The sequence below is a fragment of the Plantactinospora endophytica genome, assembly GCF_016862915.1.
Lineage (GTDB): Bacteria > Actinomycetota > Actinomycetes > Mycobacteriales > Micromonosporaceae > Plantactinospora > Plantactinospora endophytica.
The window spans coordinates 35,622-49,582 of sequence record NZ_BONW01000004.1 but is presented as its reverse complement, the minus strand read 5'-3'; the positions used below and the strand labels follow the sequence as shown (position 1 = coordinate 49,582).

The 13,961-nt window shown below is 72.3% G+C and carries 10 protein-coding genes; all 10 read right to left on the bottom strand.

Features of this window, described 5'->3' with window-relative positions; all coding sequences use genetic code 11:
• Position 1: 1 nt before the first annotated feature.
• The 10 genes from hemA to Pen02_RS05910 all read right to left on the bottom strand — a co-directional run bounded on the left by hemA (position 2) and on the right by Pen02_RS05910 (position 13,929).
• Positions 2-1,315 (bottom strand): 5-aminolevulinate synthase, encoded by a 1,314-nt coding sequence (gene hemA, locus Pen02_RS05955; protein ID WP_203864916.1) that lies wholly within the window; start codon positions 1,313-1,315, stop codon positions 2-4.
• 125 nt (positions 1,316-1,440) lie between these two features.
• Positions 1,441-2,466, bottom strand: coding sequence for an ornithine cyclodeaminase (locus tag Pen02_RS05950; RefSeq protein ID WP_239140126.1), 1,026 nt, complete (start codon positions 2,464-2,466; stop codon positions 1,441-1,443).
• 4 nt (positions 2,467-2,470) lie between these two features.
• Positions 2,471-3,529, bottom strand: coding sequence for a cysteine synthase family protein (locus Pen02_RS05945; protein ID WP_203864915.1), 1,059 nt, complete (start codon positions 3,527-3,529; stop codon positions 2,471-2,473).
• Positions 3,526-4,599 carry a TauD/TfdA family dioxygenase gene (locus Pen02_RS05940; protein WP_203864914.1) on the bottom strand — a complete coding sequence of 358 codons (1,074 nt, stop codon included), beginning with the start codon at positions 4,597-4,599 and terminating at the stop codon, positions 3,526-3,528. Before Pen02_RS05940 ends, Pen02_RS05945 begins: the two co-directional genes overlap by 4 nt.
• A complete protein-coding gene (locus Pen02_RS05935; RefSeq protein ID WP_203864913.1) occupies positions 4,599-5,336 on the bottom strand; it encodes a YqcI/YcgG family protein in 738 nt (245 codons plus the stop codon). Before Pen02_RS05935 ends, Pen02_RS05940 begins: the two co-directional genes overlap by 1 nt.
• A 2-nt stretch (positions 5,337-5,338) precedes the next feature.
• Complete coding sequence (locus tag Pen02_RS05930) at positions 5,339-7,516, bottom strand: phosphotransferase (protein ID WP_203864912.1); 2,178 nt, start codon at positions 7,514-7,516, stop codon at positions 5,339-5,341.
• On the bottom strand, positions 7,513-8,745 hold the full coding sequence (locus Pen02_RS05925; protein ID WP_203864911.1) for an MFS transporter: 1,233 nt from the start codon (positions 8,743-8,745) through the stop codon (positions 7,513-7,515). Before Pen02_RS05925 ends, Pen02_RS05930 begins: the two co-directional genes overlap by 4 nt.
• Positions 8,739-10,127, bottom strand: a complete 1,389-nt coding sequence (locus tag Pen02_RS05920) for an ATP-grasp domain-containing protein (protein WP_203864910.1) — start codon at positions 10,125-10,127, stop codon at positions 8,739-8,741. The genes Pen02_RS05925 and Pen02_RS05920 overlap by 7 nt, the downstream gene beginning before the upstream one ends.
• On the bottom strand, positions 10,124-12,553 hold the full coding sequence (locus tag Pen02_RS05915; RefSeq protein WP_203864909.1) for a hypothetical protein: 2,430 nt from the start codon (positions 12,551-12,553) through the stop codon (positions 10,124-10,126). The genes Pen02_RS05920 and Pen02_RS05915 overlap by 4 nt, the downstream gene beginning before the upstream one ends.
• Positions 12,550-13,929 (bottom strand): pyridoxal phosphate-dependent aminotransferase, encoded by a 1,380-nt coding sequence (locus Pen02_RS05910; RefSeq protein ID WP_203864908.1) that lies wholly within the window; start codon positions 13,927-13,929, stop codon positions 12,550-12,552. The genes Pen02_RS05915 and Pen02_RS05910 overlap by 4 nt, the downstream gene beginning before the upstream one ends.
• Between the last annotated feature and the right edge of the window lie 32 nt (positions 13,930-13,961).

The following is a 13,961-nucleotide window of genomic DNA, read 5'->3' as shown; positions in this document are numbered from 1 at the left end:
GTCAGCCTCCCGCGTGCGCGTTGAGTGGCAGGGGTGTGCCGTATCCGCTCCTGGTGGCACCGCCGGTCGGGCCGTCCTCGGCGCGGGCGGTGGTCGCGGATGAACCGGACCGGGGAATCCCCAACTCCGTCCAGACATCGTCGAGCGCCTCGGCGAACGTCCGTACGTCGTGGGTGGTGTGGGTGGCCGAGGGGGCGACGCGGAGCAGTTCGTCGCCGGGCCGCACACTGGGCAGGTTGATCGCCTGCACGTAGATGCCGTGTCCCTGGAGCAGGAGGGCGGACGCCCGCCGGCAGAGGAGGTCGTCGCCGACCGGTACGGAGACGATGTGCGAGCGTGCCGACAGGAACGGGATGCCGCGCTCGGTCAACAGCCGGTGCAGGAGTTGGGTGTTCTCCCGGAGCCGGGTGCGTTCGTACTCGCTGGACCGCAGGTGTCGGACGGCGGCGAGCGCGCCTGCGGCGGTGGCGGGCGGCATCGAGGTGGTGAAGATGAACGGGCGGGAGAAGGCACGGACCGCCTCGACGAGTACGGCGGGACCGGCGATGTAGCCGCCCGCCGTACCGAACCCCTTCCCCAGGGTGCCCATCACGATCGTGAAGTCCTCGGCGAGGCCCTCCCGGGCGGCGATGCCGGCGCCCTCCGGCCCGTACAGGCCGACGGCGTGCACCTCGTCGAGGAAGGTGACGGCGCGGTACCGCGCGGCCAGCTCGGAGACCTCGGCGAGCGGTGCCACGTCGCCGGACATCGAGTAGACGGACTCCAGGACGATCAGTTTGGGCCGGTCCGGGTGGGCGGCGGCGAGGAGTTCGGCGAGGTGCCCGGTGTCGTTGTGCCGGAAGATCCGCTTCTCGGCGCCGCCGTGTCGAAGCCCGTCGATGATCGACGCGTGGTTGAGTTCGTCCGAGAAGACGAGGGTCCCGGGCATGCGACCGGTCAGCACGGTCAGCGCGCCGTCGTTGGCGGCGTAGCCCGAGACGAACAGCAACGCCGCCTCCTTGCGATGCAGCGCCGCGAGTTCCTGTTCGAGGAGGACGTGGAACTGGCTCGTCCCGCCGATGTTGCGGGAGCCGCCGGAGCCCGCCCCGACGGCGTCGACCGCCGTCTTCACGGCCTCCAGCACGACGGGATGCTGTCCCATGCCGAGGTAGTCGTTACTGCACCAGACGCTGATCTCGTGGTCCGCGTCGCCGGCGCCTCGCCGGCTCGTCGCGCTGGGAAACTGTCCGGCGCGCCGGTCGATCTCCAGGAAGGATCGCCGGCGATCACCGAGCCGCTTCAGTTCGTCGGCGAAGAAGTCCAACTGTCGGGTCATTGTTGTCGCCTCACTTTCTGCGGTCAGGCCGACTGTTCCGGCTGGAGAGTTCCTCCTGGCCCGCACGGGCGTCGTCCCGGCGGCCCGTCCGACGGGCCGCCGTCGCCGCCGCCGACGGCCCCGGCTCAGCGCGGCAGGGCCAGCCCTCGGCCGGCCGCCTTCGCGTAGACCGCCGAGGCGAGGACGATGTCGTGCACACCCATGCCGAAGGGGTTGACCACCACCCGTTCGGACGCGGTGATCGGGCGGGCGTAGCAGCCGGCGACGAGGCTGGGAAGCTCGGCGTCGACGGCACGGCCGCCCACCGGGGCGGCGGTGCCGGGCGCGCCGACCCGGCCCGCCCGGGCCAGGACGCCCAACATGCGGTGGGTGTCGTCGACGACGAGGTGCCAGTCGTCGACGAAGAGGTGGTCGCAGCCGAGGAGCAGGCTTTCGGCGGCGTCGTCCAGGGAGACGTTGACGAAGGTACCGCCCTCGGGGAGCCAGTCCAGCTCGACGTAGGGCTCGGTCGTGGTGGTCACCGCGATGGTGAGCTGGGCCTGTTCGACGGCGTCCCGGGCCTGCGGGGCCACCGTGACCGTGACCTCCGGATGGGCGGCGGTCCAGGCGGCGGCCGTCTGCTCCGCCCGTGACCGGTCCTGGTCGAACAGGGTGATCCGCGCCAGCGCGGGGCAGTGCGCGGTGAGCAACTCCTGGTGCACCCCGGCCTGGCGACCGCAGCCGAGGAACGCCACCGAGGTGAGGTCCGCCAGCGGGCGTACGGCCCGTACCGCCGCCAGCGTCACCCCGGCGGTCCGCAGCGCGCTGATCCGGGCGCCCTCCATGATGCAGATCGGGTACGCGGTCTCCGGGTCGGCGAGGATGATCAGGCCCCCGGCGCGGGGCAGCCCGTACCGGTGGTTGCCGAGCGAGGCGTTGATGAGCTTGCAGCCGTACGCCTCGCCGGCCCACGCCGGCAGGACGAGGCTTCGCGCGGAGGCTCCGGTGGGTGTGGTCCAACGCAGGGCCGTTTCGGGGGCGATGCCCGCGTCCTTGCGCCCGAAGGCCAGCAGGGTGTCCCGCACCAGGTCGACGACGGGCAGGTCGGCGCAGAGTTCCGCGACGTCGGCGCCGCCGAGGTAGGTGATCGAGGAGGGGACGGGTACGGCCACGGGCTCACTCTCCTTCGGCGCTGATGTGGTCGAGCAGGTCGAGGGCGGTCGTGACCGGGTCGTCGGCGGTGGCCGGCTCGAACCCGGGAGCCGGGTCGGTTCGCCGGTCGGCCGGAATGGCCTCGTTGAGCCGGGGGTACTTGTCGCCGCTGTCCGGGCAGACGCAGGCCAGTTCCCGCAGCGCGGGGTCGAGCGATGCCCGTACGACGGCGGCGAGGACGGCGGCTCCGCCGCTGCCGCCGAGGAACAGCCCGGTTCGCCAGCGGATGCGGGTGCAGGCGGCGGCCGCGTCGACGTCCCGGAGCCGGACGATGCTGTCCCAGTGCTGCCGTCTGACGAAGTCGGAGACCCGTCCGGAGCCGAAACCGGCCAATTTGTAGGGGCGGTCGCCGGGGGTTCCGCCCATCGCGGCGGAGCCGACGGCGTCGACCGCGATCACCTTCGTGGCCGGCGAGTGGCGGCGGAGGTGGGTGGCGATCCCGGCCAGGGTGCCACCGGTGGACACCGCCACGGCGACCGCGTCGTACCCGCCGTCGGGAGCGGCCTCGACCAGTTCGACGGCGGTGTGCGCCTCGTGCACGCGGGGATTGGCCGGGCTCGCGTACTGGTTGGTCCACACCGTGTTGTCGTCCCGGTCGAGGATCTCCCGTACCGCCGCCAGCCGCGCGTCGAGGGTCGTACCGCCCGGGATCTCGCCGGCCGTGATCACCTCGGCGCCGTAGTCGACCATCCGGTCGATGGCGGCCCTCGGCGTGCTCGGCTCGACGACCAGCGTGCACGGGTAGCCTCGGGCTCGGCACAGCCCGGCCAGCGCCACGCCGAGGTTGCCCGACGTGGACTCCACCACCCGCCTGCCGGGCCGCAGTTCGTCGGTCGCCTCCAAGGCGTCCAGCAGCGCGGCGGCGGTCCGGGCCTTGATCGAGCCGAACGGGTTCTCGGCCTCCAGCTTGAGCCAGAGTCGCACGCTGCGCCCGCCGACCGGAACCCGTAGCCGCCGGACCGGTGTGCCGCCGATCGTCGGCTCGGCCGCGAGGGCACCCGGGAAGGGATTTCGCCCCTTCACCGTGTCCCGCCCTCGCGCGTCGACGCCTCCAGCGCCGACGCCTCCCGGGCCGGCGCGCCGGAGGCGGCGTACCGACCGTTGCTCGCCGGGACGCCGTGCGGCGACGACCAGATCCGGGTGCGGTGGTCGCGGAAGCGGGGCAACGAGGAGCAGATCATCGTACGGAGCAGCCAGCGGTCGGTCCCGTCACCCCGGGCACTGAACGGCGTCCTGGCGTGTACGGTGCGCCGGTTGTCGAGCAGTAGCAGCTCGCCCGGTGCCAGGGCGTGTTCGACCCGTTTGACGTCCAGTTCCCGGCCGAGCAGCCGCAGCGCCTCGGCCTCGTGCCCGCCCTGCTGCTCGGCCGGGGTCAGGTAGTGGGCGTCGTAGCAGATCTCCGGTGCCTCCGGCGGTCCCCACAACACGGCGGTGGCGACGGGACGGCGGTCACTCATCTCGTGCGCGGTGTCCGGCGCCATCAGGAACGTCGGTCGGCGCAGCACCTCGCGTACCTCGTCGGGCAGTTCGAGGTCCCGGGCCGAGGTGAAGCGGGTGTGCGCGGCGGTCTCACCGCGGACGCAGAGCAGGGCGAAGTGGTCGCACCGGTCGGGGCTGAAGCCGTCCTCGACATGCCAGTCGAGCATGCCGCTGCTGCTCTCGCTGGTCTGGGTGTGCTCCATCGTGGGCACCGGGACGACGTGCTGGACCAGCCGCCCGGAGTAGAAGGTGCTGAAGGTGAACGGCTCCCCCAGTTGGAGGGCGGCGTTCAGCAGACACAACGCGGCGGCCTGGGCCGGGCCGGTGAGGGGTTCGGCGGAACCCCTCGGGGTCGGACCCCACTCCTGGTCGGCCGGCAGCAGACCCGCCACGAGCAGGGCGTCCAGGCCGGCGCCACTGCGGTGCCGGTGCAGTGCGCGCAGCAGTCGGGGCGGTACGGCGGCGGTCAGGCCGCAGGCGAGTTCGGTGATCCCGTCGGCGTCGAGCGCCGCGACGTCCTCCGATCGGGTGAGGTCCGTGGCCGCCTCCCACAGCGCTTTCGTCTCGTCGGGGGTGAGGCGGATCGTCTGCTCGGCGGTGAGCTGCGCGGGCATCACGGCTCCTTTCTCGGCGGGTGGACGCGGAGCGGGCAGCGCCAGGAGTCCGGGGCGACGGGGGCGCCGGAGAAGCCCGGCGCCTGCGGGTCGTCCAGCGTGGTCGGTAGGGACTGGTTCACCTGACCCTGGAGGCGTGCGTCACGCTCCCTGATCCTGTTCTGGAAACCCAGGAACTGCTCGTCGGTAGGAAAGTTGGCGCGGTCCTGCTCCGGTGGGTTGAAAACGAGCGTGGTCCAGGCGAAGCGGCGCGCGTAGCGGTGTGCCCCCGGATAGAGGGTGACCACCAGTTGGCCGAGTCCCGCCAGGGACAGGGCGAAGTCGGCGTCCCGTGGGTCGGTCGAGAACCGCGCGTCCCAGGGGTCGTCGTCCAGGTCGTGCAGGCGTTGCAGGAAGGACCACAGCCGACGGTCCCACTCCGGCTCGTCGCCGATCGCCCGGGGCTCCAGGAAACTGACGACGTACGTGTACAGGTTCGCCATCCGGAGACGTACCTGGGCGAAGTACCGCAGGTCCTCGATGACGTACCCGGGTGTCTCCGGGGCGTCCAGGTCGGGCAGCAGGTTGAACAGGTAGCTGTCGTTCTGGAACGCCGACCGTGCGCCCAGGCAGGGGAACGGACTGTTCAGCACCACGGACCGCAACTGCTGTTCGACGAGTTCGCGGACGGGACCGGGCACCCGCCCCGTGTGCGAGGCGGGCAGCGCCGGGCCCTCGGTGCGCCGGCGGGCCACCATGGCTACCCGAAGTAGTCTTCGCGGCCACCGTCACGCGCGATGTCGAGCGTGACGCAGTGGAAGCCGCCGCCGAGGACCCGCTGGTGACGCAGCTTGTGCGGCAGTACGGAGATGCCCCTGCTCTCCAGGACCTTGGCGAGGGCGGGCTGGTCGCCGTCGACGATGGCCAGGTCGGGGCTGACCATCAGCAGGTTCATGCAGATCCAGGGCTCGCTCAGGGTGTACGGCAGTGCGGTGCTGGTCGGGCTGGGTTCGGGACACCACACCACGTCCCAGCCACGGAACGCCTCCGGCACCTCGTCCTCGGCGATCCGCGCCGGATTGAGCATGACGAGTCCCGGGCGCAGCACGGCGATGGTGCTGTCGATGTGGGTGTACCCGTAGACGTCCCGGAGCGGATGGACCCGCAGCGTGGGGTCGACCATCCGCAGCGTGGACCGGAGCCAGCGCAGACCCATCTCGTTGCCGCTGCGGGACACCTGGTAGAAGAGGTCCCGGCCGACCCGGAGCACGTTCGCCGCGTCGAACACGGGCTCGGCCTCGCCCAGCAGCGGCCGGCCCTCCTCGTCCCACTCGTACAGTTCGTCGCGCAGTTGTGGCCGGGGCGCGGCGATCCACGAGGCGCCCGCCAGCAGGTACTGCTGGAACAGCGGGCGGAGGTTGAAGATCTCGAAGTAGCGGGACCGCATCGGGCTGGCCACCTCGATGATGGTGGAGCCCACGACGAGGGTGATGTCGCGGGGACAGTACGAGATGTACCCGTCCGCCTCCCAGTACGGCGAGGTGAAGGACCGGCGGTGGTCCACGGCCGGCGGACGGTGCGTGGTGACGCCCAGTCCGTGCAGGGTTTCGGCCAACTGGGCCAGGTCCTCGTTGGACTCCTCGATCACCTGCTTCGGGAACTCCCCGGCCTCGATCCGCTTCAGTTCGGCGGAGGTCATGGTGGGGTAACAGGCCAGCCAGGCTGACGGATCGGTCATCCGGGGGACGCGGGAGTGGGTGGCGTCCCCGACGATGATCTCCTGAAGCGGGGTGAACTCGTCCCAGGAATTGACCGGAGAGACAGCGGCGGTCATGGAACCCCTCTCTTCCTCGTCCCGTGGGCCCGTGGAAACGGCGGGACGTGCGTGGGCGCCGGGGCGGCGTTGCGCCGCCGCCGGCCGCGGTGCGGTGACTGGTGGTGGGTCGGCGACCGACCGTCGTGGGCGGTCCGGGATCCGGGGCGCGGCGGCGCGGACCATCGCCCGGCCGAGGTCGCGCAGGTACCGGGTCTCGTGGCTGCGGTTGCCCTTGAGCGACCATTCCCGTTCGGCGCCGAGCAGTTCCATGGCGGCGGCGGCGAAGACGTAGCCGGGCAGGGCGTCGAGTTCGGCGGCGGTGAGGGCGGTGTGCCGCTGGTAGAGCCGGGTCAACAGGTTGACGCGCTCCGGAAGCGGGCGAGGGTCGTTGTGCATGAGGTTGACGGCGGTCATGGACAGGTCGTGGATTCGCGCGTACCGGTTGGCGACCGCGAGGTCGAGCACGGCGAGCCCGCCGGAGCGGGTACGCATCACGTTCGCCTTGGTCAGGTCGCCGTGCGAGAACGCCTGCGGCAGCCGGTGTACCCGGAGCGCCCGGAAGACCTGGGCGGCTGCCGTGACGTAGGCCCGATCCTCCTCCTCCAGCAGCGGGGCGATCTCGGCCGTGAGGATCCCGATCTGCGGAATCGCCCACCAGTCGTGGACGTACTCCGGGAAGAAGTCCAGCGCGTGGATGGAATGCAACTGGCCGACGATCGTTTCGATCTCGGTGTCGTCCGGATAGGCGTCGATCTCCAGGAAGGTGACCCCGTCCACCCGGTCCATCACCATCAGGCGGTTCCCGGACGGTACGTGGTGCAGCAGCGGCGAGCCGCCCGCGTGGCGTACCCGGGGATGGGCGACCCCGGCGGCCAGCACCCGCCGGACCACCTCGACGTAGCGGGCACACATGGCCGGGGTCCGGGTCGAGTTGAACACCTTGACGACATAGCTGCCGCTTCCGGTGTCGACCATGATGTTGCAGTCGTCGTAGCCGACGTCGGACACCGCGACCCGGACCGCCGGGCCCAGCGAGCAGGCCGAGAGGGCCCAGTGCACCAGGTCGGCCACGAGGTGGGGCGCGCGGATGCGCCGCAGCGGCTCCGGCGGGTTGTCGATCACGCCTGTCCCCTCCGCTCCGTACGGGCGACCACCAGCAGTCCCGCTGCGGCGACGGTCGCCAGGGCACCGGCCAGGTAGAACGGGGCGGTGATGGCCACCGAGTCGGCGAGCACGCCGCCGACCAGCGCGCCGACCATGCCGCTGCCGAACAGCACGAGGCGGTGCGTGCCGGTGACCCGGCCCAGGATCTCGGGCGGGGCCTCCCGCTGGCGGGTGGAGAGCGCCACCACGCTCCAGACCGCGAAGCCACCGCTGCTGACCGCGAGCATCACCGCCGTCACCGGGAGGCTGCCGCCGAGCGCGATGGCGACGGCGGGCAGCCCGCACAGCAGGGCGGCGGCGGCGAGTACGACGTGCGGGGTGAGCCGGCCTGCGAGCCGTTCGGCGCCGAGGGCGCCCACCGTGCCGCCGACCGCCCCGGCGGTGAGCAGCAGTCCGAAGCCGGCCTCGGGCAGCCCGAGGACGTCGTTGCTGTAGACCACCAACACCGACCACCACGCGGAGTCGGCGAAGCAGACCGCCGCGCCCGAGCAGGTCACCGCCGCCAGCCGGGGGTTGCTCAGCAGCCAGCGCGCTCCCCGCCCGAGGTCGACCAGCAGGGGTGGCCGACTTCCGGCCGGGTCGACGGTGGCGATCGCGGGTGCGGCCCGGCGCAGGGTCAGGATGAGGACGACGGCGACGAGCAGCGCCGTGGCGTCCAGGGCCACCGGCAGGGTGACGGCCACGGCGAACAGCAGCGCGCCGAGCAGCGGGCCGAGGAACTCGTTGCCGACGATCTCGGCGCCGACCAGTCGCCCGTTCGCGCGCTCCAGTTGCGTCTGGTCGACCAGGCGCGGTACGAGGCTGTGCGCGGCCGTGTCCCGGAACGTCTCCGCGACCCCGATCACGAACGCCGCCCCGGCCAGCAGCGGGATCGTCACCGTGTCCAGGAACAGCGCCGTCAGCACAGCGGCGAGCATCACCACCCGGAGTACGTCCGCCGCCGCGACCACCCGGGCGGGTGGGTACCGGTCGGCGACCACCCCGGCGCCGAGTCCGAAGACCAGCCAGGCACCCTGCTGGCAGGCGGCGATCAGGGCCACCCCGAAGGCGTTGTCGGAGACCGAGGCGGCGATCAGGGGCAGCGCGGCGGCCCGGACCCCGTCGGCGACGTTGGCGGCGGCCGCCGAGGTCCAGAACCGCCAGAACGGAGCCCCCAACCGCTTCTCCGGGGCGGTGACCACTACCACCGCGTTCCTCCGTCCGCCTCGGGCGGTCCGGCCGGTACGACCGGATGCCAGACGCTGCCGAACTGACCCTCGTTCCAGTAGTTGATGACCGTGGGGAACGAGCGCGGGCAGACCTTGGACCAGGCGCCGGCCGGTTCGTCGTCCACCACGAACCAGCCGATGCTGAGCTGGGAGTCCGGAAAGGACAGTGTGTCCCGGGCGTCGTTGAGGTGGGGGAAGGGTACGGTCACCGGAGGTATCAGCCGTTGCAGTACGTGCGGGTCGTCCACGTTCGCGGCAGCCTCGCCCAGCACCGTCCGGAACTCGTCGTCGCCCATGTCCGCGCCCAGCCGTACCCCCTGGCTCATGCTGCCGATCGACGGCTTCAGCACCAGGTCCGTACGCGCGGGCAGTGGGGAGTCCGGCTCGGCGAGCAGTTCGGGCGTGAGCAGCCAGGTCGGCGGGATCCGACGGCGTACGAACTCGACGGTGTCGGGCGGCAGCAGTCCGCGCCCGGCGGCCTGGTGCAACAGACCGAAGCCGATCTTCTGCCCCTGCCACTCGGCCCGGAAACCGGTCGCCAGCACGATCGCGCCCTCGACGGCGGCGGCCAGCACCGGCAGCGCCGAGTCGGGGTCCTGCGGCATGTCCTCCAGCAGGAACTCGCGGTGCACCACGTCCACGGGCCGGCCGTGCACCCACAGCCGCCCGTGCTGGTAGCGCAGTTCCCGGTGATGACAGACGACCGTCTCGAAGCCACGGGCCGCGTACAACTCCGCTATGCCCAGGTGGTCCTGACGGTAGGAGACGTCGAAGCCCTCCCAGTCGACCACCGCGAGCAACGGCCGACCGCTGCCGCCGCCCAACTTCTCGCACCTGCGGTGCACCGCCCGGGCCAACGCGTCCATCGGGCTACGGGCCTGGTAGCCGTGCGCGGCCAGGAAGTTCCGCAGCAACGGTTGCCGGTACACGCAGGCGTCGTAGTCGTCCACCCGGAGACCGCCCAGCCCGGCGCAGACGTTGATCTCGTTCGCCTGCCAGCCGCCCGGACCGAGCAGGAAGTCGGAGCGGGTCACCACCACCTCGTACGGGATCTCGGCCCGGATGAACGGCCACAGCGCGGCGGGCGTACGCAGTTCCCGCATGGCCGTGTCGAGATCGCCGTACAGGGCGACGGCCGGATCGTCGCGTACCGCCGTGGTCAGCATCCGGGCCGCCTCGCCGAGCGTTTCGGCGTCGGCGTGGTCGAGCAGCACGGGTACGGTCGCCAGCGGAATCCAGTCGTCCGGCCGGGGCTGCATGGCCGCCACCGCCCGCAGTTCCCGTTGCAGGTCGGCAAGTGCCGTCACCGCGACGCCCTCGTCGCCGCGCAGTACGCCGTTGAGCTTCGCCAGGAGCTTCATCCGGGACTCCTCCCACTCGCGCCCCGCAGCACCAGGGTTCGGATCTCGGAGACCAGCGTCCCGTCCGGCACCCGGAGCCACAGTTCCTCGGCCGGGGGCAGCATCTCGGTGAAGGTGACGGTGCGCGCCCTGCTCAGGGCGTGCGAGAGATTGGCGACGGAGAGCGCGGACTCGAAGTCCAGCCACATCGGTTTCGGCTCGGTGTCGGTCAGGAAGAAGACCTGGCGCGGCATCCCGAGCCGCTGCCGCCAGTGCTGCACCCGACGCCAGTGAGCGCCGACGGCCCGCCTGCCCGGCAGCACCGGTACGGACCCGAGCGGCGGATCCCAGCGGCGCCGTTGCAGCACCACCCCGTCCACCACGATCCTCGGGGTGTGCTCACCCAGGCACACCCGGGGCAGTTCCAGCGCGGGCAGCGCGCAGTGGGCCAGCCCGCCGGCATCGACGTCGTTGTCGTCGTAGTCGGGGAACAGCCAGTAGTCCTCGCCCCGGTCCGGGCTGTGCAGCCCGAGGAAGCCGTTCTCCCACTCCCGGACCACCAGCCCGTCCACCGGCACGGGACCCGCCCCCGGGCCCTGCTCCAGCCGCTCCAGGCAGAGCAGGTGATGGTCCAGGGGCGACGAGTCCGTGCCCTTCTGGTAGCGCCGGATCTGCTGGATCAGCGGCCTGGCCGGCGCGAGCACGGGTTCCAGGGATGCCTGGAGGCGGTCCAGCCGCCACGCCTCGTCGGAGAAGAGGGCCCGCCACGGCTGGCCGAGCGGCGGCCAGATGTGGTGCAGTTCGCTGAGCACGACCAGGCCCGGTCCGGCCGCCGCCGACGGCTGCCCCATCAGCATCAGATCGGCGGCGCCGAACAGCGGCCAGGCGGCCAGGTCCGCGCGCAGCAGGCCGGCGTCGGCCAGGTCGGCCCGGGTCAGCTCCACGTACGGCGGTGCGGCGGGCAGCAGCCGGGTGAACCCGTCGGGCATCCGTTGCGCCGCGCTGGGCGGCAGCGCCAGCCGGCGTACGTCGACGGCGGGCAGCGTCTCCGCGCCGGTACGCCGGAGCAGTTCCCTGATCCGGCGCTGCCCGGACAGCCGCTGGTCGACGGCCAGCGAGGCCAGCAGGTCCAGCACCGTGCCGAGCCGTTGCGCCAGTGCGCGCATCCCGTCGGCGGGCACGGTGGCACCTTCGATGTTGCCGAACGCCTCCTCCGAGACGACGAACCGGTCGGTGTAGAAGCCGCCCTGTCCCCGCCAGGCGGGCCGACCCGTGCAGGCGACGAAGTCCGCCGCCAGTCCGTCGAGCGCCTTGGGTCGCCGGTGGTACGGCCGCCCCGCGAACCGCTCGGCGGTCTCCAGTACGGCGAGTACCAGTCCGGCCCGCTCGGTGCCCGCCGCCAGCGCGACGGCGGCGGCCTCGGCGGCCGGGTCGCCGACGTAGCCGGGCAGGGCGCGGTCCAGGGCGAGCAGCCCCCGGTCGGCGAGTCCGGCGGCCAGCGCCGTCGTCTCCGCCGTCCCGCTCCCGATGCGGGCGGCGATGTCGGCGAGGGAACGGGACCCGTCCGCGACCGCCAACAGGGCGGCCTCCGGTTCCGTGAGGGAGTGTCCGGCCGGCGGCCCGGCCCCGATCAGCCGGCAGGGGCGCAGCAGCGCGGCGCCACCGGCGTCCGCGACGAGTACGTCGACCATGGCCTGGGCCGCCCAGTAGCTCAGGAAGGTACGCCGGCTGGCCGCTCTGCCGTCACCGAGGCTGGTGTAGCGGATCCGGCCGAGCAGCGGGTCGTCGTGGGTCAGTACCTGCCCGTCGCCGCGAACCGGCGGTACCCCCGACGGCTCTCCTCCCAGGTGGATGAGGTTGACCGGACCCGCGTGCCCGGCGCTCTCGGCCTTGCCGCAGAACCGTTGCAGGTACCGGTAGGCCACCCGTTGGTTGGCGAAGCGCAGGGAGCCGGCCTCGGCCTCCCGTACCAGCGCGTCGTGGGCGCCTCGGCTGTTCATCAGGACGGCCTCGGCGAACGCCTCGTCGGTCACCCGACGGACCAGCTCCGCGTGCTCCTCCGCCAGCGCCGTACGCCATGTCGTCTCGAACTCCGACGCCAGTTCGTCGTGCCGGGCGACCGTGCTGTTCCAGCTTTCCCGAACCGGGCGGCCGAGGATGTCGTCGGCGGTGTCGGGCAGCACGAGGCTGCGGTCCAGGGCCCGGTTGGTGGCCCTGACGGCGGTTGACGGCGGAGGCGGCTGCGCCGTACGTGCCGCGCGCAGTTCGGCCACGGCCCGGCGCCGGGTGGTGACCAGCTCCGCGTGGGCAGCGGTCAGTGCGGCGTCGGCCTCGGCCAGCCGGGGGGAGGCGAGGCGGGTCAGCCACTGGGACGGCAGTCCGGCCGAGCGGAGCAGACCCACCTCGAAGACCGTCCAGTCGGCCGGGTACGCGGTGTCGTCCGTCACCGGCTCAGCTCCTTCACCGCGTACCGGAGCCGTTCCAGGCCGGCCGCCCACCGGGACGTCGGCACGGCGAACGACAGCCGGGTCCAGTACGACCCCCGGCGGGTCCACCAGCGTTCGTCCTTGCCGAACACGGGCGCCGGAAGGGTCTGCAACCCGTACTCCCGGAAGAGGCGGTGGCAGATGTCGAGGTAGCCCTGCCCGGCGAGGGCCGGGATGCTGACGAAGGTGTTGAAGTCGCCCCGCCAGGCGGGGACGTCAACCACCAGGTCGCCCGCCTCGGTGCAAAGCAGGCCGATGTTGCGGGCGAGCGTGCCGCGCAGCTCGGTGCGCCAGGTCCGGAGCTGTTCGACGGTGCCCTCGTCGGTCAGCGCCGTCGACACGGCGGCGGTGACCTCGTCGAGTCCCGGAGTCACCTGCGGGTACCCGGCCAGTGCGGCGACCAGCAGGTCGTTACCCCGCTGTGCGGCATCGGCCGGGCATCGCCCCTCGGCCGCCTCGACCGCGAGCATGATCATCCGGTCGAGCAGGAGGGCGGGGGCGGCGATCCCCGGCGACGACGGGGCGGCGAGTTCGTTGAGCCGCGCCAGTTCCTCGACGAGGGTGGCGTCGGCGATGAGCCACCCGATCCGGAAGCCCGGTACGGCCCGGGCCTTGGAGAGGCTGCTGACCGTGACCAGCCCGGCGAGGTGGTCCTCCTGGGCGGCGATGGCGGGCAGGCACGGCAGGTCGCCGGTGGCCGAGACGTCGGACGAGACCGTGTCGTGCAGGAGGTACGCACCCCGGTCACGCGCCCAGCGGACGAGGGAGCGGAGTTCCGACTCGGTGTAGCACTCGCCGGTGGGGTTGTTGAACGTGTTGACGTACACCACGGTCGTCTCGGCGGTGGCGGCTCCGGTCAGTTCGGTCACCGTCGGCAGCCAGCGTCCCGGCGTGCCGGACGCCGCCTCCTCGACGGCGAAGCCAGCATCGGCGAGGGCGGCACCGGCGAGCGGGAACGTGGGTACCGGCAGCAGTGCGGTGGGGCGGTCGGACCTGCGGAGGCCGAGCTGGTGCAGACCACGGGCGGCGAGCACGAGTGCCGCGCTCGCGCCGCCGGTCACGATGACCTGGGTGGGGTCGACGAGCACGCCGCCCGGAGCGCGTACCGTCTCGTACGCCGCGATGGCGGCACGTGCCACCATGTGGCCCTCCGGACCGTCGTAGTCGTGCCAGAACAGCGGGTCGCGGGCGCAGTCGGCGACGGTGTCCACGAGTACGGGCGGGGGCCTGAGGGCGTTGATGCCCGACGACAGGTTGACGATCTCGGTGCCGGTGTGGTTTCGGGCGAAAGCCGCCTGTTCCGACAGGGAATAGTTGACCCCGTCCACGTCGAGCATGAAGTTCCAGGGTGCGAAAGGGACAGAAGTGC

Bases quoted from the DNA above. Each gene is read 5' to 3' on its own strand.
- hemA (WP_203864916.1), bottom strand. From the start codon at position 1,315: ATGACCCGACAGTTGGACTTCTTCGCCGACGAACTGAAGCGGCTCGGT.
- Pen02_RS05910 (WP_203864908.1), bottom strand. From the start codon at position 13,929: ATGCTCGACGTGGACGGGGTCAACTATTCCCTGTCGGAACAGGCGGCT.
- Pen02_RS05935 (WP_203864913.1), bottom strand. From the start codon at position 5,336: ATGGTGGCCCGCCGGCGCACCGAGGGCCCGGCGCTGCCCGCCTCGCAC.
- Pen02_RS05940 (WP_203864914.1), bottom strand. From the start codon at position 4,599: ATGCCCGCGCAGCTCACCGCCGAGCAGACGATCCGCCTCACCCCCGAC.
- Pen02_RS05920 (WP_203864910.1), bottom strand. From the start codon at position 10,127: ATGAAGCTCCTGGCGAAGCTCAACGGCGTACTGCGCGGCGACGAGGGC.